17 protein-coding genes are annotated in these 21,999 nt (G+C 60.3%); 5 read left to right on the top strand and 12 right to left on the bottom strand.

All coding sequences use genetic code 11. The features are described 5' to 3' along the window. On the top strand, window positions 1–1,011 hold the full coding sequence (locus tag PSC72_RS12185) for a DUF1616 domain-containing protein (RefSeq protein ID WP_274326170.1): 1,011 nt from the start codon (window positions 1–3) through the stop codon (window positions 1,009–1,011). A gap of 259 nt (window positions 1,012–1,270) precedes the next feature. Here the strand turns inward: PSC72_RS12185 and PSC72_RS12180 are convergent, their stop codons facing one another. Next, window positions 1,271–3,475: a flagellar export protein FliJ gene (locus PSC72_RS12180; protein WP_274321686.1), complete on the bottom strand. Its 2,205-nt coding sequence runs from the start codon at window positions 3,473–3,475 to the stop codon at window positions 1,271–1,273. A 186-nt stretch (window positions 3,476–3,661) separates the two neighbouring features. Between PSC72_RS12180 and PSC72_RS12175 the strand changes: the two genes are divergently transcribed. From PSC72_RS12175 to PSC72_RS12165, 3 genes are read left to right on the top strand one after another with little or no spacing between them, the layout of a single operon-like run. After that, window positions 3,662–5,128, top strand: coding sequence for a DUF58 domain-containing protein (locus PSC72_RS12175; protein WP_274326141.1), 1,467 nt, complete (start codon window positions 3,662–3,664; stop codon window positions 5,126–5,128). Further along, entirely contained in the window at window positions 5,125–5,634 is a 510-nt protein-coding gene (locus tag PSC72_RS12170; protein WP_274326140.1) for a hypothetical protein, read from the top strand. The genes PSC72_RS12175 and PSC72_RS12170 overlap by 4 nt, the downstream gene beginning before the upstream one ends. Next, window positions 5,631–6,662, top strand: a complete 1,032-nt coding sequence (locus PSC72_RS12165; protein WP_274326139.1) for a hypothetical protein — start codon at window positions 5,631–5,633, stop codon at window positions 6,660–6,662. Before PSC72_RS12170 ends, PSC72_RS12165 begins: the two co-directional genes overlap by 4 nt. A 253-nt stretch (window positions 6,663–6,915) precedes the next feature. Here the strand turns inward: PSC72_RS12165 and PSC72_RS12160 are convergent, their stop codons facing one another. The 7 genes from PSC72_RS12160 to PSC72_RS12130 all read right to left on the bottom strand — a co-directional run bounded on the left by PSC72_RS12160 (window position 6,916) and on the right by PSC72_RS12130 (window position 14,280). Continuing rightward, window positions 6,916–7,899: an AAA family ATPase gene (locus PSC72_RS12160; protein WP_274326138.1), complete on the bottom strand. Its 984-nt coding sequence runs from the start codon at window positions 7,897–7,899 to the stop codon at window positions 6,916–6,918. Continuing rightward, window positions 7,892–8,998 (bottom strand): DUF4350 domain-containing protein, encoded by a 1,107-nt coding sequence (locus PSC72_RS12155; RefSeq protein ID WP_274326137.1) that lies wholly within the window; start codon window positions 8,996–8,998, stop codon window positions 7,892–7,894. The genes PSC72_RS12160 and PSC72_RS12155 overlap by 8 nt, the downstream gene beginning before the upstream one ends. Further along, window positions 8,999–9,274 (bottom strand): hypothetical protein, encoded by a 276-nt coding sequence (locus tag PSC72_RS12150; protein WP_274326136.1) that lies wholly within the window; start codon window positions 9,272–9,274, stop codon window positions 8,999–9,001. A gap of 132 nt (window positions 9,275–9,406) precedes the next feature. Next, entirely contained in the window at window positions 9,407–10,699 is a 1,293-nt protein-coding gene (locus PSC72_RS12145; protein ID WP_274326135.1) for a glycosyltransferase family 4 protein, read from the bottom strand. A gap of 19 nt (window positions 10,700–10,718) precedes the next feature. Then, entirely contained in the window at window positions 10,719–11,738 is a 1,020-nt protein-coding gene (locus PSC72_RS12140; RefSeq protein WP_274326134.1) for an NAD-dependent epimerase/dehydratase family protein, read from the bottom strand. After that, a complete protein-coding gene (locus PSC72_RS12135) occupies window positions 11,735–12,763 on the bottom strand; it encodes an NAD-dependent epimerase/dehydratase family protein (RefSeq protein ID WP_274326169.1) in 1,029 nt (342 codons plus the stop codon). The genes PSC72_RS12140 and PSC72_RS12135 overlap by 4 nt, the downstream gene beginning before the upstream one ends. Window positions 12,764–12,918: 155 nt before the next feature. Further along, entirely contained in the window at window positions 12,919–14,280 is a 1,362-nt protein-coding gene (locus tag PSC72_RS12130) for a sulfatase (RefSeq protein ID WP_274326133.1), read from the bottom strand. A gap of 332 nt (window positions 14,281–14,612) precedes the next feature. On the opposite strand from PSC72_RS12130, the gene PSC72_RS12125 reads away from it, so the two are divergent. Further along, window positions 14,613–16,382 carry a hypothetical protein gene (locus PSC72_RS12125; RefSeq protein WP_274326132.1) on the top strand — a complete coding sequence of 590 codons (1,770 nt, stop codon included), beginning with the start codon at window positions 14,613–14,615 and terminating at the stop codon, window positions 16,380–16,382. 36 nt (window positions 16,383–16,418) lie between these two features. Here the strand turns inward: PSC72_RS12125 and PSC72_RS12120 are convergent, their stop codons facing one another. The 4 genes from PSC72_RS12120 to PSC72_RS12105 all read right to left on the bottom strand — a co-directional run bounded on the left by PSC72_RS12120 (window position 16,419) and on the right by PSC72_RS12105 (window position 21,769). Next, entirely contained in the window at window positions 16,419–17,924 is a 1,506-nt protein-coding gene (locus PSC72_RS12120; protein ID WP_274326131.1) for an oligosaccharide flippase family protein, read from the bottom strand. Between the two features lie 115 nt (window positions 17,925–18,039). Further along, window positions 18,040–19,143, bottom strand: coding sequence for a glycosyltransferase family 4 protein (locus PSC72_RS12115; RefSeq protein WP_274326130.1), 1,104 nt, complete (start codon window positions 19,141–19,143; stop codon window positions 18,040–18,042). 1 nt (window position 19,144) lies between these two features. After that, the gene (locus PSC72_RS12110; RefSeq protein WP_274326129.1) at window positions 19,145–20,275 is read right to left on the bottom strand and encodes a glycosyltransferase; all 1,131 of its coding nucleotides are present in this window, start codon (window positions 20,273–20,275) and stop codon (window positions 19,145–19,147) included. Window positions 20,276–20,455: 180 nt separating this feature from the next. Continuing rightward, the gene (locus PSC72_RS12105; protein ID WP_274326128.1) at window positions 20,456–21,769 is read right to left on the bottom strand and encodes a glycosyltransferase family 2 protein; all 1,314 of its coding nucleotides are present in this window, start codon (window positions 21,767–21,769) and stop codon (window positions 20,456–20,458) included. Window positions 21,770–21,999: the final 230 nt, after the last annotated feature.

Genomic DNA, 21,999 nt, shown 5'->3' with positions numbered 1-21,999 from the left:
CTGACCCGCGCAGTGCTACGACTGCGCTGGGGGGTCGGAAACCTCCCCGCGGACCTCGCCGCGGTCGTGGCCGTCGTGCTCGTGACGGACGTCGCCGCGCTCGCGCCCGTGGTCCGCGAGACGCCGCTCAGAATCGGCGTCGGACTCGCGTTCGTCCTCTTCGTGCCCGGATACGCGTTCATCGCCGCGCTCTTCCCGGAACGGAGCGTCTCGCCGCTGCTGATCGAGGGCGACGAGGAAGGGGTCGCGGGCGCCGACCGCGGCATCGACGGACTCGAACGCGTCGCGCTCTCGTTCGGGCTGAGCATCGCGATCACGCCGCTCGTCGGCCTCGTGCTCAACTTCACGCCGTGGGGCATCCGGCTGGTCCCGACCCTCGCGAGCGTCAGCGGGTTCACCCTCATCGCGATCGGCGTCGCCGCCTATCGCCGGTGGGAACTACCCCCGGAGGAGCGCTTCCGGGTGCCCTACCGCGAGTGGGCCGCCGTCGGCCGTGCAGAGCTGTTCGAGCCCGCGACGCGGACCGACGCCGTCCTGAACGTCGCGCTCGTCGCGAGCGTCCTCCTCGCCACCTCCAGCGTGGGATACGCCGTGCTGATCCCCCAGGACGGCGAGCGGTTCAGTGAGTTCTACCTCCTGACCGAGACCGACGACGGCGAACTGGTCGCCGACAACTACCCCACCGAGTTCACGGTGGGCGAGGGCCGCCCGCTCGTCGTCGGCATCGGCAACGAGGAACACCAGCGGACCGACTACACCGTCGTCTCGCAGCTCCAGCGCGTCGCGGTGTCGAACAACTCCACGACGGTGTTGCGCTCCGAGCGACTGTCGACGTTCGGCCAGACGCTCGGCCACAACGAGACGTGGCACACTAACCGGACCGTGACGCCCACTTTCGAAGGGAGGAACCTGCGGCTGCTGTTCCTGCTGTACCGCGGATCGGCGCCGGACAGCCCGACTATCGACAACGCCTACCGCGAGACGCACCTCTGGATCAACGTCACCGCCTGACTGAACCGGTAGCTCCGCCGCGCCGACCGCAGTTCGGGCGTAGAATCGGGCGAGCGCGCGTCGTCGAGAACTCCAGCACGCCACCGAGACTGTGATCTGCCGTTACTGTCCAGGAACTCGCGTACCGAAACGCCGCTGAACACGTAACGAAACAGTCGGCAAGCGAAACACTGCGCGTTACATTCTCCGCGTGACGTCCGTTCGGGTACTGCCTCGTCCAAAACTCGTCCGGAGGGCCTCTGGAGAGCGCGGCCGGCGTTCAGTCGTCCGACGCGGACGACCACCGCAGGTCGACGGTCGTGATCAGCCGGTCCGCGTCCGGAGCGGTGGAATGCTCTCCGAACTCGACGGCCTCGTACGCTTCGACGAGGTCGCGGACGGCGTCGAGGCGCTCGCCGTTCATCCCGTCGGCGCGACAGCGCTCGTAGAACTCCCAGTGCGTGTCCGAGTCGGCGGCACCGACGTCGGCGGCCACGTGGCCGCGGAGGTGCTGGTAGGCGAACCGGACGGCCGCCGCCCGGTCGCCCGCCGCGAGAAGGGATTCCGCGGGGGCGAAATCGAGCCCGTCGTCCGGGGATGGGCCCTCTCCGTCGGTCGCCGACGCGGCCGCCGGCCCGGCTTCCGGATCCGCGTCGGCCGCGGCGTCGTCGTCCGGTTCTGGCGGGTCGGCGGGAGGCGCCGACGGATCGTCGCCGTCCCCGCCAGCGTAGCGCCGCCGTAGCACGAGGAGGACGGCGAGCAACACGACGAGCGCCGCCAGCCCGGCGAGCACCGCGGGCGAGACATCTCCGAACGGAAGGCGGTCCGAAACCAGCGATCTGAGCGTCTCGGGCGCACCGGAGGCGCCGGTCTGATTCCGGAAGGCGACGGTCGTCGTCGCGCTCGCTTCTTCGAGGTTCGTCCCGTTCCCGCCGAAGTGCGCTCGAACGGAGACGGTCGCCCCGCCCGACACGCCGAGCTGGCCCCCGTCGACAGCGAGGTCGTACGAACCGTTCGGTCCCGTCCGGACTGTCTCCGTGACGGCGTCGCCGACCGAGACCTCGACCGGCTGGGAGTCGATTGCCAGCCCGTCGGCCGTCGTCAGCGTTCCGTTGACAGCGATGGTCTCGCCCGTCGTCTGCGCGGCGGCGACAGTCAGGTTCGTCGGGGTCGATCGCACTACCACCGGCTGTGAAACGGGTTCGGCGGTGACGGCCGCGTTCGGCCCGCCCGCCGAGAGCGTCAGCGACCGATTCCCGTCGGGAACGCCGGCCGGGAGCCGACCGCGTACCGCCGCGGTCCCCGACCTGTCGGTGAGTGCCTGGCCGAGTTGCGTGTCGCCGACGGCGGCGTGGATGGGGACGCCACGGATCTCCCGGTCGCCGATTGTGAGCCGAGCAGTCGCGTCGACTCGGTCGCCGAACGCGGCCGCGTCCGTCGCGCGCTCGACCGACAGCGTCGCCACGACCTGTTCGACGTCGACGGCGACGCTGTCGTTGGACGCGAGGTACTCCGACGCGTTCTCGGGGACGTACCGGACGCGGAGCGACGACCGGTCGGTCCGGATCGTGCGCGGACGGTACGTGACCCGGAAGCGGCCATCTCCGTCGGTCTCCGCGGTGTACGTCCTGTTCGCGATCCGGAGGGGGATCTCGCGGTCCGCGACGGGGTCGCCGTTCTCCGTGGTGAGCCGCCCGGTGGCGACCAGCGGGTCGGTGTATGAGATGGTGGTCGAGTCGGCCGAAACGGTGAGGTTCGTCCCGGTGAACAGCCGCTCGTCGACGCGCTGCTGGCGCTCGGTGACGTTCTCCGTGACGTTCTCGATGCTCGTGGTCGCCGGCGTCAGATCGGTTCCGGTCCGGTTTTCGAGGGTCTCGTACTGCCCGACGACGGTCCGATTGAGCCGTCGCACGTCCGAGGCGATCCGCTGGAGCTGCCGGGCGTGTTCGCGCGCTTCCGCCTCGTCGCCCTCCGCGACGGCCTCCTGGTAATCGTCGTAGGTCTGCTCGTAGCGCTGGACGCGCTCGGTGAGGTTGCGCTGGCTTCGCTGGGCCCGCTGGAAGGCGTCGGCGCTGTCGTCGTCGCTCTCGCTTTCGGTCTCGCCGATCACGTCGACGAACTGCTCGAGACGGGAGTTGTACTCGTCGCCCACGAGCGAGCGCGCCTGCTCGTACTGGCCCTGGTCGAGTTCGACGGCGCCGGTCGACAGCCGGTCGAGCATCCGGTTCGACAGCCACTGGCGGACCCCGATTAGGTCGCCCTTCTCGGAGACCTTCGCGGGGTTGTCGTGCTGGCGCGTCGAGTTGTTCTCCTGTAGGGCGAGCGACGTGGCCGCCGCATCGACGCCGAGACCGTCGGATCCGCCGGACGCCGACGGGCCGCTCGGCTGTGTCGCGGTGGCGACAGCTCCGGAGGCCGGGAGCCCGCCGGCGACGACGAGGAGCGCGAGACCGAGTGTGGCCAGCGCTCGGTGTCGACCGACCATAATCCGATCTGAACGGTGTCAACATGTGGATAAAACAGTTCCGCTTACACTGCAACCGGCGGCGAAATCGCAACGCGTACAGGGTGTTCGTCGGGTTCGCGCGGATTACGTTTCGGCGGCCGACGGTGTTCGGACGGGGCACGTCCACCGGTATCCTGAACTGCGCGGGCGCCGAGCACCGAACCGATGCGACCCACGAGGCGGTTCTGGGTGCTCGCGGCACTCGCAGTCGTCGCCGGCGCCTGGGCGGTCACGATCGGCCGCCCTGCCCTGCTCGTCGGCGTCTGCGGCGTCTGTGCGTGGCTGCTCGCCCAGCAGTACCGCTTTCTCGTCGCGCTCCGTGGAACGGCGGCGTCGCTAGAGGTGTCACAGCGCTGTTCGACGGCGCGGACGGTAACCGACGCGGCGACGTATTTCACTGTCACCGCGCGGGCGGAGTCTGCGGGCTCGCTCGCGCTCACCGTGGACGCGGATCCGCCCGTCGCGGCCGACGGGAGCGTCGAACCGCTGCGGCTGGAACCGGGCGGGGCGGAAGCGCGGGGCACGTTCGAGTTCAGTTGGCCCGTCGCCGGGACGTTCGGTTTCGGGGCGCCGACGGTGACGGCCCGCGACCGGCTCGGGCTGTTCGAACAGCGGCTTCGACCCTCCGCCGAGCGGCCGACCGTGACCGTCGAGGCGCGGCGGCCCCAGACCGTCCACGTCGGCGAGGGCGGCGACCCCATCACTGCGGGCTTCGGCGACCACGAGAGCGGGCAGGCCGGCCGGGGCCTGGAGCCGGCGGAGGTCCGGAAGTACGTCGCCGGCGACGCCGTCCGCCGGATCGACTGGAAGGCGACCGCTCGGCTCAACGAGACGCACGTCCGGGAGTTCACCAGCCAGACCGACCGCGAGACGCACCTGTTCGTCGACCATCGCGCGGGGACGGCCGACGGATCGCCCGGCGAGTCGAACCTCGACTACGCCCGCCACGTCGCGCTCGCGTTCGTCGACCACGCCGAGGAGTCCTCCGAGCGGGTCGGCTGCCAGACCGTCGGCGACGAGGGGCTCACCGGCGTGTTCGAACCGCGCGCCGACATGGAGCACCTGCGGCAGATCCGCCGACATCTGAACGCCGTCACGCCGACCGGGGCCGCCGAATCCGAGGCGGTCGGCGACCGGAACGCGGGCCGTGTCCGCGCACCGCAGACGCCGACGGCCCCCGAGCGCGTGCGAGCGACCAGCCAGCGCCTCGCGGGCGACGGATCGGCGTTCGCCTCCCGGCTCGGCCCCTTCTTCGACCGCCCGGACGCGTACGTCAGGGCGATCAGCGACCGGCCGCTGTTCCGCGCCGTAGACGCCGAACCGCCGCGGATGGCCGGTGTTCAGTGGACCGTGATCGTCACCGACGACGAGCGCCGGACCGAACTGCGGGAGACCGTCAAACGAGCGAGCGACCGCGGCCCGGTGCTCGTGTTCCTGACGCCGACGGCGCTGTTCGAACCGGGCGGCCTCGACGACATCGACGCGGCCTACGACGCGTACCTCGACTTCGAGGAGTTCCGCCGCGACCTGTCCACGCTGTCCGGCGTGACCGCGTTCGAGGTAGGCCCCGCCGATCGACTCTCGACCGTCCTGGCGAACGCACCCGACCGACGAGCGGTGAGACAACAATGAGTCGAACGAACACCCGAACTGGCGGTGACCGAGTGAGCGCGGACACGATAGAACGCGGCTGGACCGACGGCCGCTGGCGTTCTTGGGTCGACGCGCTCGTCCTCGTGGCGGTCGGCGCCGCGTTCTGGCTGGTCGCGGGCGCCACCGGCGTCGCTGCGGCCGGCGCGCTCGCGCTCGCCTGGCTCGTCTCGCCGAACGTCGCCGTGTTCGTCGCCGGCGTCGTCGCGACGGTCGCGCTCGTTCCCGAAGGGGCGCCCCGGTCGTCGACAGTCTTGCCCCTGGCCCCGCTGGGCGGGCTTCTGCTCACGGCGACGATCACCGGCGACCGGTTGCGCGATCCGCTGGCAGTGATCATAGCGTTCGCGCTCGTCGGCGCCGTCGCCGCCGCGGCGTACAGCCTCACGAACGTCCTCTGGGTGGCGGTGGTCGCGGTGCTGGTCGCGAGCGCCGCGGGGTTCGTATCCCTGGATTTAATCGCCCTCTCCGAGTTCGGTGAGAACAGATGAGCGGCGACGACGTGCGCGGCGACGGCGCCGAGCCCCCGACCGGACGCGCGAGCGACAGCGGTCGCCGTGATAGGTCGCAGTTGGCGGCCAGCGGGACGCCGACAGACGCCGGCGATACCGATGGAGCGCTGGCGGCCGCCGACGATTCGGACGGCTCGACGACGCCTTCCGCTTCCGACGATCTGACCGAACGCTCACGGGACGAACTGATCGTCGAACTGGAGCGGCTACGCGAGCGCAACCGGCGACTGCAGGCCACCTACGAGCGGGCGCGGACGGCCCAGTACCGGCGCACGGCGGTCGGGCTGGCTGCGCTCGGCTTCATCGGCGTGGCCTGGGCCGCGATGTTACCGAGCCTCCGGGACGTCCTCTTGGTGCTCGGCTCGATCGGGCTGTTCGGCGGCCTGCTCACGTTCTACCTGACGCCCGAGCGGTTCGTCGCCGCGGACGTCGGTCGCGGCGTGTTCGAGACGATGGCCGACGACCGCGCGGCGCTGGTCGCCGAACTCGGGCTCACCGAGCAGCGCGTCTACGCGCCCGTCGGCGACGCGGGCGAACGAGTGCGGCTGTACGTTCCGCAGTACGAGGATTACGAGTTGCCCGACAGAGACGCGCTGACGGAGTCGCTGGTCGTCCCCCGCGACGAAGCGGGCCGCGGCGCGACGTTCGCGCCGACGGGTCGCCCCCTCTACGAGTCGTTCACGGAGGCACTTCCCGGCCAGCCGCCGGGCCAGCCCGGCCCGCTGGCCGAGCAGGTGGGCGACGCCCTCGTCGAGCAGTTCGAACTGCTCGACCGGACGCGCGTCGACGCGAGCGAGACGGGGCGGCTCACGGTCGGCCTCAACGAAACGGTCTACGGGCCCGCCGACCGCTTCGACAACCCCGCCGTCTCGCTGTACGCCGTCGCGCTCGCTCGCGCGCTGGACGAGGCCGTGACCGTCGAGGTCGACGCCGTCGAGGAGGGCCGCGACGCGCACCTGCTCACCGTCCGGTGGAGCGACGGCGTGTCGGCGACCGACGACGTGTAAGCGGCGGCGATTCTACGGAGACACACCTTACGGATTAGAGACTCCACACTCGGGCGCAGTGATCTAGTCCAGTGTGAGTACAATTGCGGGCCGGCCAGACGAGCAGACGTTCCGGTGAGTTAAGGGGTATGACCGCTTCTGTGGTACCAGAGGACGATTCAGTGCCGACGAGTCCAGGTCGTACGGAGACGAACACAAGACAGCCTCTGGATCGTGGCTGTCGCCCGTGTACGGCAGTAAGGAAGAGGGGAGTTCAGTCCTGTTCGACGGGTTCTGCTTCCGCGGCCGACTGCTCCCCGCCAGGGGGGACGACGGAGTCCAGCACGTCATCGACGATCGCCGCGCGGTCGGCCTCGCCGAGTTCCGCCTCGGTGCTCAGGATGAGTCGGTGGACGAGGATAGGTTCCGCCATCGCCTTCACGTCGTCGGGGATGACGTAGTCGCGCCCGGCGATGGCCGCGCGGGCCTTCGCGGTGTTGAGGAACGCGAGCGTCGCGCGCGGCGAGGCCCCGTGGGAGACGTCCGGGTGGTCGCGCGTCGCGCCGACGACGTCGACGATGTACTCCTCGACGCTCTCGTCGACGTGGATGTCGGCGACGATCTCGCGCGCCCGCTGGAGGTCCGCGCGACCGACGACCTGTTCGACGTCGTCCGGCGTCAGCGTCGGATCGTCGTGGAACCGCTCGATGAGCGAGAGTTCGTCGTCGCGGGAGGGGAGGTTGACCATAACCTTTACCTGGAAGCGATCGCGCTGGGCTTCCGGGAGTTCGAACACCCCCTCCATTTCGATCGGATTCTGCGTCGCAACGACCATGAACATCTCTGGGAGCGGATAGGTGTCGCCCTCGATGGTCACCTGATTCTCCTCCATGGCTTCGAGGAGCGCCGACTGTGTCTTCGGCGTCGCGCGGTTGATCTCGTCGGCGACGACGACGTTGGCGAAGACGGGGCCGCGCTGGGCCTCGAAGTGGCCCGTCTGTTCGCGATAGACCTTCGTGCCCGTGATGTCGGCCGGGAGCGTGTCGGGCGTCATCTGGATGCGGTTGTAGTCCAGGCCGGTCGCCGTCGCGAAGACGTTGGCCAGTGACGTCTTCGCGACCCCCGGAACGCCCTCCAGGAGGACGTGACCGCGAGTCAGCGCCGCGATCGTCAGCAACTCGATCTGCTCTTCCATGCCGATGAGGAGCGTCCCGATCTCGGCTTCGACGTCGGCGTACAGCTCCGACGGGTCAGTCATCGGTTCCTCCTTCCGCTGTCTCGTTGATAACGCTGTCCGTCACTCGCACCACGCGCTCGGGGTCCCAGTCGGGGTGGCGCTCGCGGATCCACGCTTCGAGTGCCGATCGATCGGCGCCCTCCAGCCGCTCGGGTAGCGCGGTTCGATCGAGGTCGGTCGCGGGCCGGCCAGGAGTGAGTCGCCGCCGAAGCGCACTTGCCAGGCTCGCCGCTTGGCTCAGGTACACGACGAGGACGACCAGCGAGAAACCGACAGCGGTCTGCAAGACTGGTGTGTCTCGTAGTACGAACTGCGCGCGGACGAGCGGTGGTAGCGTATCGAGGTGGGAGGTATCGACGAGTCGAACGCTGTGCGCGGCGAGCAGGTTGCGGGCGAACTGCCGGTTGCCCGGCCGTTCGAGCATCGCGTTGATGAACAGACTCGGGTCGCCGACGGCGACCACTTCACCGCCGCCGAGCTGCTCGACCGTGGCGACCGGGTACTGCTGCATCGTCTCGCTGTCGTCGAGTCCCCCGTTCTGGTTCGCGTCGACGTAGCTGTAGTTCGTCGTCGTCGCGAGGACGGTCGCGTTTCCGGGCTCGACCGGGGTTCCGCGATTGAGCGTCAGCCGATCGACGTCAGCAGTGTAAGGGTGTTCGGTGAGGTTGTTAGCGAGCGGGAACGTCGGCGTAACGTCGTAACGGTGTTCGTCACGGAGCAGACCGCCACCGAAACGCGCCTGTGCGCCGACGTCAGCGAGAAGCGCGTTCGACCCGGGACCGAAGTCTTCGGCGACGACGAGCGTGCCTCCGGCACGGACGAACGACTCGACGCGCTGGGCGTCCCGCGTGTCGTACGAGCCGTCGGGCGAGAGGACGAAACTGACCGACTCGTTCGGCGAGTGATCTGCGTAGGCGCGCGTGTTCCGGACGAAGACCGTCTCGCCATCGCCCTGGTTTGTGAGGTCTCTGAGATCGGCTGCACCGTCCCACGCCGAGTTGTAGGCGCCGAACGCCGTGGTCGACGTGATCCCGCCGTAGAGGAGCGTTACTGTGAGAACGAGCGCGAGGGAGATGGCGAGCACACGAGGGTGAGAGATGTTCCGCCACGGCGGTGCCATCTAGATCACCCCCGGCGGCAGGATCGCGAGGATCCTGCGGACGGCGATATAACCGAAGACGAGTAGCCCGAGGGCGACGAGCCAGCGGAGGCGTCGGCGCCAGTGCGGCGTGACTGCCACTGGGGTTACGAGTTCGATCGTCACGAGGAAGCCGACGAGCGAGACGACGAAGAACAGCTCGAGCGTGAGGGCGTCGAGAAGTGCGAGTGCGAACGCTGTGGCGAGCATCCAGGCGAGGTTTCCGTGGACGAAGCGTTGACGACGGTTCAGACTCATCTGTTTCGCGACTCCGAAGGTCGTAATGAAATTGCCGCAGCCACGTATAAATAAGCCCCCAATAGCAGTTTGTTTCGCCCGTCCGTTCCAAACTCGAATTACCGTGACCGAGTCGTTTCGCGCGTTCTGTAGCTACGACTCGATCAACGATTCCTGTGTGATCGGATCCGGTTCGACCGACTGACTGTCGTCGAGCAACGCGTAGTATCTGTCGACAGAGTGATCCTCCGTGAAATACGATTCGAACGCTTCTCTCGCATTCGTTCCCTGGTCGTCGACGAGAGACAAGTCAGCCGTCCAGGTTCGGATCGCCGAGACAACAGCGTCGCTGTCTCCTTGTGCCGCCTGAATCCCCGCATCACAGGCATCGACGATCCGGGCTTCGTCGTCGTGTTCCTGTGAGATGACGAGGATTGGTTGCCCGGCCGCAAGAGCCGTATACAGCTTACTGGAGACACACACTCCTTCCATCCCCTCCTGAACAGTGACGATCGATACGTCCCCAGCGGTGAGCGAATACGGGAGATCGTCGAGTGGCTGATACGGGAGGAATTTGATCCGTGACCCACGTAAGCCGTGCCGCTCGGCCAGTGAGACGATATCCGCTTTTTTGTCACCTTCACCGATGATGAGAAGCGTGACGTCGTCTGTCTCGTCGAGACGCGCCGCCGCCTCAACTACAGTTTCGAGGTCGTGATTCTCGCCGATGTTCCCCGAGTAGAGAAGGGTGAATGTATCGACCAGGTCGTGTTCCTGGCTGAACCAGTTGTTCGACTTCGCTCGCGGCTCGATGAAGTTCTCGTCTTCCCAGTTGTGAATGATAGCGATCTTCGACGGATCGAAGTCCGGCCCAGCGGACTTCGCGATCCGTTCTCGCATGACGGGGCCAAGTGCGACGACGTGTTTCGCTCCCCCGAAAGCGTACTCGTTGAGCGTACTCCACAGAGTGTGAACTGCCCCTCCTTCGGAGAAGTATCCCGTTTCGACGGTGAAATCGGGATACAGATCGTAGACGATGTACGTGTAATCCCACCCCCGAAGTGTGCAGACGAGCCACATGGCAACGGGTAAAAACGGTGGGTTGGAAACGAACACGACCTCTCGCTCACGGCGTGGCTGGGAGAGAAGCAGAGCGAAGAACATCCACGCTGTGAACACCACCCAGTTGAATCCACGTCTGACGAACGACGACTGGCGGACCTGCGGCGCCCGGATCCGTTTGACCAGTACTCCTTCGTGCGTCGATATCGGCGGCTGTTTTTCGTTGTCGCCGCTGTGGTAGTTCGGCTGCCCAGTATAGACGGTCATATCGAGGCCACGCTCCTGCAGCCCGACGGCGAGATCAGTCATGAGCTGGCCGGTCGATGCCGTCTCGGGGTGAAAGTACTCCGTAACGAGAACGTACTCTTTCTCCTGCGAAGACATAGATACGAGTGAGCGGGAATTACCGCTCGTGAAGTAACGTTTCGAGGTTCTCCTGAACGTACTCTTTGTTGCGATTCTCCACGTACCAGTCGAGAGTCGCCTCAATCCCCTCTTCGAGGGAATACTGCGGTTCCCAGCCGAGGAGTTCCTCCGCGCGCGTCGTATCTGCGGCGCGGTGACGGACGCCGACCGGCTTGTCCGTCATGTGATTGATCTCGTCAGGATGCCAGTCCAGCCTGTCGAAGATGGCATCGGCCACCTCGTTGATAGTGATGTAATCGCGGATTCCGGCATTGACCGGCGTCGCATCGGTGATGTTCTCCGATGCGAGGCGGAGCGCCCGAGTGATGTCCTTTACGTAGGTGAAGTTACGGGTCTGTTCGCCGTCACCCCAGATCTGATAGGGGTCCTGTTCAGCGTACGCCTTGGCCATGAGTGCGACGATCGCGTGCGTCTCGTTCTCGCGAGGCCCGTAGGCAGTGAAGATACGCACCATACTCGCATCGATGTCGTATTGCTCGTGATAGGCCCGCAACGAACGCTCGCCCATGAGTTTGGCCCATCCGTAGACTTCGTCTGCGTACGCACCGCCGCGTTCGTCGAAGCTGACCATGTCTTCGCTCAAACGCTGCTTCTCCTGCTGGATATCCGTCGGATAGGTGCAGGCACTCGAGGCGAACGTGATCCGTTCGACGCCGTTCTGTGCCGCCGCCTCGTAGACGACGTTGTCGAGCGCCATGTTCGTGGCGCAGTTAGCGGGGTAGTTCGAGATATATCCGCGTCCGCCGTGGTCCGCAGCGAGGTGGAAGACGGTATCGATGTTTTCCGTCGCCGTCTCGGCGAAAGACATCCGTTTGAGATTGCCCTCTACGATCTCGATCTCGTCATCCACAGCCGCGAGGTTTTCCGGTTCGCCGCTGGAGAGGTCGTCAGCAACGCGGACGTCAGCTCCCTCTGCGACGAGATCTTCGACAAGGTGGCTCCCGATGAAGGAAGCGCCACCCGTAACGAGGACGCGTTCGCCGGACCACCCGCTCATTGCCGCTCACCCCCGTCGGCGGTAGCGGTGGGAGCTGCCGCATCGAGTTCTGTCTGCGCGTACTCGTAGACCTCGCGGAGTCCATCTTCGAGCGATACCTCGGGTTCCCAGTCGAGTTCGTCTTTCATCTTGGCCATGTCGCACGCGTACTTGTCCGTCCCGGTCGGCTTCGAGAGGTCGTGTTCGATCGAGAGATCTTTGCCCGATATCTCGATGATCTGCTCCGCGAGCTCGTTCATGCTGACGACCTCCTTCGAGTTGCCGAGGTTGATCGGTTCGCCGTCGGCCTTCTGTTCGATAGCGACGAGCATCCCCTCGACGAGATCCGTCACGTGAATGAACCCGCGTTCCTGCGTTCCATCACCGAACAGTTCGATAGACCCACCGGGTGGTTCTTCGATAGCTTTCCGGCAGAGCGACGGGATGACGTGACTGCTGTCTGGGTCCAGGCTCTCTCGAGGCCCGTAACAGTTGAAAATGCGGACACTGCTCGTTTGCAGGTCAGTATCCGTCTGGTATGCGTCACAGGCTACCTCGCCGAGTACTTTCGCCCAGCCGTACGTGCTGTGCGGGTTCGCCGGGATCGCCTGATCCTCGCTGAATAGGTTCAGGTCGTCGTGTTGTTGGCGGTAAATACAGGCGCTCGAAGCGAAGAGGAAGCGGTCCACGTCGTTGATGCGGGCCGCTTCGAGCATGTGCTGGTTCATCAGCACGCTCGGAGTCAAGCCGTTCACATTCTCTCGTTTGATGTAATGGATGCCTCCCACACTGGCCGCGAGATGAAAGACGTAGTCCACGCCCTCCGTCGCTTCGACACAGCCTTTGTGTGTCGTCAGGTCCAGCGACCGGAATTCGATATCGTCGAGCAGGTGTTCGATCTTCTCTAACCCGCCACGTGAGAGGTTATCCGCGACAACTACGTCCGCGCCTCGATCGACTAGTTCCTCAGTGAGGAACGAGCCGATAAAGCCCGCACCACCGGTGACGAGGACGGATTTATTTGTCCAATTAATGTCCATTCGCACAGATAGCAAATCGCGGTCGGCTTTGTAATAGTTTTCTATCTGAACGAATTTCTATACATCCTGAAATACCAATAGAGAAGGGTTTGGGGGCGAGGGTAATTAAGTATGAGGGCTGCTCGACCTGCCCAGTGAATACACTACACAAGAAGAGACCCTCATTCTATATACCCCAGATCAGACAGTTTCGACTCCATCTGCTCGTCCATTTCCCTGTGAATATTCTGCTTATCTTCGAGCCAAGCAATCTTTTCTTCCGAGAGCTGCCGGAGTTCGTCTAGGATCTCCGGTTTTTTCCCGGCGACGTCTCGCTCCATTCTTGGATCGTTTTCTATATCGTACAACTCAGAGTTCTCAACAGTATCACCGTCACTGTCATACCTGTGGATGTACCTCCATTTCCCTTGCGTGACACTAACTGAATGGATGGGGTCCATCCTATTCATCGTCCAGAGGTCACGTCCCTGGAAGTCGCGTACTTCTGCGTCCAACAGCGAATCGCCCATACATTCGCTCGAGACGTCGACATCGAACCAGTCTCCGATAGTCGAGACGATGTCTAAATGACTAGACGGAACGCCGCCCTCAATATCGGTAGAGGGTGCCCGCAGAATACTTGGAATGTGAGTGGTCTCAGCATAAAGGTTCTCAGGGGCACCTAAGTGACTGTGTCCGATGAACCCCCTCTCCCCCAATTCTTCGCCGTGGTCGGCAACGATCCACGTGAGCGAATCATCGTAGTAACCGTGCGAATCGAGTAGATCGAGTATCTCTCCGATATGCTCGTCCGTAGATTCGACCCGAGATCTATAAAGTCGGCTCACGAATTTTCGGTCTTCTTCGGATAGCTTCTGCTGGTTCGTCTCTAAAATCCCGTGTATTTTTGCTACCCTGAGATCGTTGTACTCGTCTCTCCTAGATACAGGAAGGAACGGAGAATGCGGATCCATCAGATGTACCCAAACGAAAAACGGCGGAGATACGCCGCTAAGAACGTCATCCAGCTTCGGAACAATGACGTCCGGCTGCGGAAACGGGAGCTCGCCCTGTTTCATCGAACGATACCGGTCGATAGTCCTCACCAGCTGATCGAACGACGTCGGCAAATTTCTCATCAACTTAGCAGCACGCTCTCGGAGATGAGAGTTCGAGACACCACTATCAGTCTCCGTAAGATCTATAAACTCGTCCCACCCGCGATCCCAGCCGTTTGCTTCGGAAGTGTGTATATTTGTATTTATCCCCACCGTGGTCACGTCGTCCCCTAGAACAGATGGCAAATAGGGGAGTTCGGATGGCAACGGGCCATAGTCGTAATGGGATTGATCGTAGACCCCCGTCAGTGCGACTTTCATCGACGGGGTGGTAGAGACACCGCCACTCCAGAAGGAGTTTAACACCGTGGCATCGTTGGAGAATTCCGCGATGTTTGGAGTCTCTGCAGGCGATTTCTCACTATAGGGAGTGAGATGATCTCTCCGCAACGAATCGACTGTGATTAGGACGGCATTCTCTTTCATGGCGTGTGCCCTTCCTGATATTTATCCATCAGAATTCATTACCACACTCCAAGAACATAAATTCGTTGTCCTTACGCCCCATAATTATAATACAAGATGTATAAACTGGAGCGGCCCACTATAGGCAATTCTCTCCTCGGTCAGAAACGGATATACGATACAGAGAAGCAGCCAATCAGTTCACCTATCCAGACAATCACGTACGCTTATGTTCTCCGGACCACATATTCCGCAAAGATAGGCTGCATGCGGGGGGTAACTGGCGATATGACCGGGGATGAGCGAAGTCAGCGACCGTCTAATTTCGGAATTCCATTCGCCCGACTTCACCGATGAGACGTGCAAAGTGGTTTTGGAAACTTTGTGTGATCTGTTCAGGGCTGTTTGTAACTTCTGTCGCGCTAACACCGGATGCAAAGGCGTTCGATGTATCCATTTACGCAGGGGTTCCATCGGTAACGCTGGTTCTATTCGGATTGCTAATTTTCCTGTCAATAGCGGCGATATCTACTTCCATAGTCGAAGGGAGCAGATCACACCTCTGGAAGGGGCTGTCGATAGCTGCGGTCGCTTACGCTGGCTTCTTTCACTTACCACTCGCTCGTGGATACGTTCTTGCCACTGGCTTCGGCGCAGACACGCTCGTTCACCTGGGATATATCAAAGACATCATATCGTCAGGTGCGCTCACGCAGTTCGAATATCCGGCGACCCACCTACTATTCGCAGAAGGAACACTGCTGACCGGACTTCGGCCAAAGACCATCATGTGGCCGATTTCCTGGATGTTTTTTGTAGTCTTCATGTTGTCGACCGTCGTGTTTGCACAAAGGATGTCTGGGAGCCGAAGGCTGGCCGCCGCTACCGGGCTTGCCTCGCTGACCCCAATATTCGGGGTCTACCGCGTTTCAATCATGCCGTGGTTATACTCCCTCTCACTCCTGTTTCTCGCGCTGACCGCTTTGGAATCGTACGTGCGCGATCGGCGTGAGTGGTTCTACTGCCTTCTCTTTCTCGTTCTTAGTATCTCGATTTACCACCCCTACACGTCCGCCATCGTCGGGATCACTTTCTTCTGGTACGCGATTTTCAAGAAAAACCAGTCTCCTTCTACCCACACCCACGATCCAACGATCGCTGTGGCCTTTGCATTTCTCGTCTTAGTGGGTACGCATCTACTTCTCGGGACCGTCGATGGGTACATAAGCGCAGCAGTTCTGAACTTGCTTACGACCGACGGGGGCGGAGTGACTACAGCTCAACAGGCTTCGACGACGAGTTATTCTCTTCTACAGTTAGTAACCCGATTCGTCATACAAGTCTGGGGAGTTTTGCTCACCTACTTTGTTTTTGCCGGCTTCACTGTATTGTATTTGAGCTTCAAGTGGCTGAGGAGCGACACGGGATTTTACGAGAAGTACATCTCCTTCCAATTCATATTCGCGGGACTACTCAGCTCTGGGATCCTCGTCGTCGGCATATTTGCCGATAACATCATTCGAGTGACGCAGTATCTCATCATATTCAGTGTACTCGCTGTCGCAATCGGAATCGCGAGATCCAGCGAGAAACTCCAGAGTTACACGTCTCCTCGGATTGCCTTAACTATCGTCGTTCTGTTGACTCTACCCGTTATCGGGCTAGACCTATCAACTACGTACCAGCCGAACGACCATATAACGGAAAAGACTGCAACCGGGTACGAATGGCATCTCGACACGAAGGACATGGATAGAGAGACGGCCCTCAATAGCGGTCGAGACAGGTTCGCTGATTACGTCTATGGGCATTCGAATACCGATAGCGCGATAGAAAGTGGCGATCGTATTTTGAGTACTCTTCGTCCCCCAAGGATGCTCGGTTACGAGGAACACGAGGAGGTATCCAACGCGTTCAGGACCCGAAGGGCGCTGTACCTCGTGACACGAGTTTCAGATCGGCGGTGGCACCGTTCAGAACCAGCGTGGCGTTACGCGGATTTAAATTACCACACGACGCAGCAACTCGAGTTGCTACGGAACGACAAAACCGCCGACAGGGTCTACAACAACGGCGGGCTTTCGATCTGGTCTGTTGATGCAGCAAATCGGAGCGCGAACTAAACCCGGTTCCTGTCGTATATTCGGGAGTTCGCCTACTTACTTCGCTGCGTTTGAAGAAAACAAGGTTGTAATTCGAGAGGGTACATATTCCCATACCGACGAAACGTCGTCAGGATCTACAATTCGAAGGCGGTATGCGAGGTAAGCGTAGATGATCAATCCGGTTGGGGGAACGAGCAGGAGAGAAACGATCTTCCCGTCAATGATCTCTGAGAGGCCGAAAATAGAGACCGAAGAGACGCCGCCCGCTACGAAGATACGGAGCAACCGCAGGTCCGCGAAGGGATTAAACCCGATTCGAAGGGCCGCGAAACCGTGGAATATCAGCATCGAACCGTAGCCGATGCTCGTTGCAATTGCCGCACCGACCATACCGTACTTCGGAATTAGTACTAAGTTGAGAACGATATTGATGAGAGCCGAAAGGCCTGACGCGAGTATCAACGGTTTCATGTCTCCTTTGCCTTGACTGATAGAATATATCGGTCGCGCTACCGCGAAGCCAAGACTGCCAGGAAGCAGGAAGAGGAGAGGTAGTATGGCGGAGGTGAATTCCTCACCGTAATAGAGGGGGATCAATTCATCCGCTAAAGCCCATAGTCCGAGTACCAATAACAACGTAAATAGAAGCGAATACCTGGTTACTCGACTAGCTACTTCGGTGACCCTGGAATTTTGACCCTTCGACCACATCTCAGAGGTCGAATGCAAAAGTGCGGTCTGTAACGCGACGGGTACGAACCAGAGGAACTCTGCGAGTTGGAGTGCGGCCTTGTAGTACCCTGTCTGTGAACTGCCGGCCAGGGGCTGCAACAAGAGAATATCCGTATGGTAAAGTGAAGCGCTGAGTAATATGAACCCTGCAGAATAGGAATTAAACTTCAGGAGATCCAATTTTGGGAACGATTGAGGTGTCGGCTTGATGGCGAAGCTAAGCTCGAATTTATTAGAGACGAAATAGAGGACGACAGCTGCAGCGAAGATAGTCGCGGCTAATTGCCCGATCAAGACGCCGATCGCGCCGTATTCGTAAAAAGCCAGGAGGAGGGCTAGGCTTGTAAATACGAATTTTTGCGCAACGTGGACCTTCTCCGAGATGTTTTCCAAACCTAGCCCCATCAACGAGTTGCGACCGATCGAATACAATTCTCTGGAGACGATTAACGGGGCCAATATAATGACGTAATTCGTAAAACGAGCGCCCAGAATTGCTTCAACGAGACCCGCGGCATCGACTGCTAAGTATAGTACTGCAGCAGTCACCGAAAGTGCGATTCCGAGTCTTAGATAGAATCCGAAGACGTGATCAGACCACGAAGGTTGGGATCTGTTTTCCGCAACGAACTTTCGGATTCCATCGTTGATGCCGAAGTTAACTACCATCATTGTGACTCCCAACAGAGAGACTACGAACGTGTATTCCCCATATTGAGAACTGCCGATCAGGCGAACCAGCAGTGGGTGGAAAATAATTGTGAGTGCGAGAATCGCGGCTTTTCCAGTTACGATAGAAAGGAATCCGCGGACTAGATTCGTCTGCATTGGTAATCCCCCATCTTGGCCACCGATCGTAGATCATAACTCTGTACTCGATAGTAGAGAATCGTTGATATGAACGGGATGGAATCGACTAACGCAGTACGGTTTCTCTTCATATTTACTCCTTGGATATCGAAGATCTATCTTCTCGCACTATTTCGTCGACAGCCGTCATCAGCTGCTCCCCGACCCGTTCATGAGAATTCTCAGTGCGGACCTTGGAATGGCCCTCTTTGCCCATCTTTTCCCGTTTTTCCGGGTCATCGATTAACTCGGTTAAGCGTCTTTCAATTTCACCATCGTCGGAAATATCCACCAGGAAACCCGTAGCCCCGTCGGTGACTTGCTCTTTCATACCAAAATCCGCGTTCGTAACGACCGGAAGGTTACAGAGCATCGCTTCCAGTACGACGTTCGGATATCCGTCGAGATACGAGAGATAGAGAAAGACATCGGACGAGTGATATTCTCTGCTGACGTCATCGACGTACCCCAGGAGATCGATCCGGGCTTGAACGTCCGATGGATATTCGGAATCTACGTGCCTCCGTAGCGAGGAGAAATACTTCCCGCCTCCCGCAACCCTGTATTCTACCTCCGGGTTTTCCTCCAGAACCGACGCGACGGCATCTAAAGACTTCTTGACACCCCTGAATTTCTCTTCAAAATCGAGATTTGTGACAGTCAAGACCGAGGTCCTGTCACTCGAGCGTGTTCGATTTGACTCGAGGAGGGATTCATCGAGCGGCACGCGGACTACTTTGATCTGGTCGTCGTTTACCGGTACCCTCTCTTCCAGATCCATCTTCAATTTGGTCGAAACAACGACGACCCCCGTAGATCTTTCCAAGATAAAGATAGTAATCTTGTAGAAGATCAGATATACGAGGTACTCAGAGATGCCCTCTTCTCGTTTGTCGTGTAGCTTCCCTTTCTCTACTTGATACGGATCTCCGCCGAGGCGGTAAATGAGTGGCAGGGAGAAGAGTTCTGAAAGCAAAAAAGCGAGGATTGCAGTAAACCCGTTTCCTGCTACCAGGACCGCGTCTATCTCTTTCCGGTGGAGAATCGGCAGACTTCGAGAGACGATGCGATGGACTCTCTTGAGTGTCCCGTCGATCGCGGAAACGTCCACGCAATACGTTTCCTCAGACACACGCTCCAACGGGGTGATCGTCTTTTCAGACCGGTTATCAGACAGGGCCAAGATCGTATTGGACATCTTATTCGACCTCGTATGCGGACAATATGGTGTCTGTATAATTCTCTAGAGAATACTGATGCAACGTTCGCTGACAAACGCCGCTCGGGTCCTCTTCGGTACAGGTCCTCTCTCCTTCGAGGTACGCTCGTTGAAGGGCCTGTGGAAGCTCAGCCAGTTCTGCTAATCGAAGCCGCTGGTGCTCGATATTGGGGAGTACCCCAACAGGCCTCGAAAAAACCGGAGTTCTTAGGCTCAAGGCCTCAAAAACCACGGTCGGGTACGATTCAGTTTTCGACGTCAGAATGAGTCCATCCGCTTCGGATATCGCTTTTAACGTATGGAGGTGCTCTCGCTCTCCTAATACGTGAACCCTCTGTTCAGATCGGGCCATCTGTTCGATCTCGTCTCTTAAGTGCCCGTCGCCGATCATCGTGAGATGGAATTCGTCGGGTAAGCCGGTTACTAGTTCGACGGCCGATCTTGGGGCTTTTACGTCGGCTAACCGACCTACGAAAACGAGTGAGATCCGATCGTCTGTCGCTTCGGGCAGGATCTGATCAGGGACCTCAACTGCGTTTTTGATCTTGCTTTTATTCACTACCCCGTGAATGAGCGCTACGTCTGAATTGGAGTTTGTTTTGGCGATGGTAGCTATGGCTTCATTCCGGCAGAAGACGTGCTGTCCCATGAAAAATTTGAAGCTGAGGGATTCTAACACACTCTCGGCGGTACTGTCACTATTCGGCTTCAACGAGGGCGTGAATCCGACGAAGTTCGTCAACGGAATCCCAAATATCACGGCCAGAGATTTTGCCACCCAGTTTAAAGTATGTGAGTCAGAATGGATGCCGTCCGGATCGTTTTTGACCATCCATACAAAGGCGGAGACGAATATCTTCACAGTGGTAAGGATCCTGGAAAACGGAGTGAGTAAGTCCTGGTTCTGTACTTCGACGAACGAGTCAAACCTCGCAGGACGAAATATTTGGACACCAGCCACCGTCTCTTTTTTCGGCTCTCCGCGTGCTCTGGGAGTGAAGACGGTGACGTCATGCCCTTTCGATTCAGCAAGCTTGCAAAAACGCCATCTCGCGTGAGCGCCCCCACTGGTGTTTGGATAGAAATCCCAAGCGAAGACAACTAAGTCCATAGAGAGTGATTTCAGGTCAACCAAAAGAACCTAACGGAAATGTATTATTTTCAGATTGGCGGTTTGAAGATACTATCTTACTGATTCTGGCTTTGATTCGTGGCTGAACGTTGCATCAACAAGAGACTTCAGCGTCGATGCGGCCGAACCGTTCCAGATGAAGATGGATACGCTGGTGAACTAGCCTAGATACTGGTTCAACGAATGGAGGATTATCCCGGTGAACGCCGAAAAGATGCCTACGAGAGCGAAGAAGACCGAGGCGACAGCAAGCCCGATCGGGAAGGTCCCGCTATTGATGAAGTTCGAAAAGGTCCAATAACCGAACCCGATGCCGACGATAGTACTGGTGAACCCGGGGACTCCGAGGACCGAGATAGGCCGCTGACGTTCGACGGTCTTCAGGATGTTGTTCACCAGGTTGAGTCCGTGCGAAACGGGGTTGTGCGAACTTGCGTCCTCGACCTCGTAATCGATCGTCGTCCCCACCTCTTCGATCTCGAAGTTGTTCTCGTGAGCGTGATACAGGATGTCTGTACTGGCGCTCATCTGGTCGCCGATCTCGTCGTCTCTTGCCAGCGATTCCAACAACTTCGAATCGTACGCCCTGAATCCACTCTGCGTATCCTCCACTCGCGAGCGTGAGCGCACGACACCCATGCTCAAATTCGTCAACGTGTTCACGACCCACAATCCAAACCGGCGATACACTGGCGCATTCGTGTCACCATCACCGGCGAACCGACTCCCGATCACCAGGTCCGCTTCGTCTGCTTCCATTTTTCGAGCTAGCCGGGGGATATCCGCAGGGTCGTGCTGCCCGTCGGCGTCGATGATCACCAGCACGCCGATGTTACGGTCGGCGGCCTCGCTGAACAGCGTCTTGAGCGCCTGCCCGTAGCCCTGGTTCCGTTCGTGTTCGATGACCACTGCGCCGGCCTCACGAGCCAGTTCGGGAGTCTCGTCGGACGATCCGTCGTCGACGACCAGCACGGAGTCGGCATGGCGCCGCGCCTCGTACACGACATCAGCGATCGACTGAGCCTCGTTGTACGCCGGGATGCCGACCACGGTTTCACCGGAGAGTTTGGCCGTCCGCTCGGTCACTGGATCGACCTGGACTCCCGTTTCGTCGAGATCCGAGAGTGTTTCGTCGTAGTCGATCCGTTCACAGTCGGGCGAGGGAACAATGATGCTCTCGAAGTCTCTGACCGACGCGGCGATGGCCAGCTCTTCTTTGTACCGCTCTAGGTCCCCGCTCGCGCTCGTCTGGACGACGTCAACGTCGAACTGTCTGGCGAGACGAGTCGTCTCCATCTCCGGTTCGCCCGGTTGGAGGACGAAGACGTCGTGTCCGCGCTCGTTCGCTCGCACGATCGTCCGGAGCGCGTTTTCCGTGTTGTCTTCGGTCGCGATCACGCCGACGGCGACCTGTTGCGGCTGTACCTCTTCTTGGGGTTGGCTGCCCACCTGTTCGATCTGGTCACTGCTCATAGATATCCTGGATTTCGTCGCCACGACTCCGGATACCCAGTGTCGCCCAATTCCGACCGCTGTGTCGCACCTCTCCCGCTACTGCAAGTGGGCAGTACGAGTCGTCGCCACTCGCGCCTGTCTGGCGACTGCCGTGGAGAGGGCTAATACCCCGAATATCGAAACGCATTCTATCACCCATTTCGTTTGTTCGTCCCGGCCGATCGCTACCCTGCGAGCGTCCGGTAACG

The organism is Halosimplex aquaticum (genome assembly GCF_028747785.1).
Taxonomy (GTDB): domain Archaea; phylum Halobacteriota; class Halobacteria; order Halobacteriales; family Haloarculaceae; genus Halosimplex; species Halosimplex aquaticum.
Note: the sequence above shows the minus strand (reverse complement) of the source record. Positions and strands in the feature narration are given on the sequence as shown.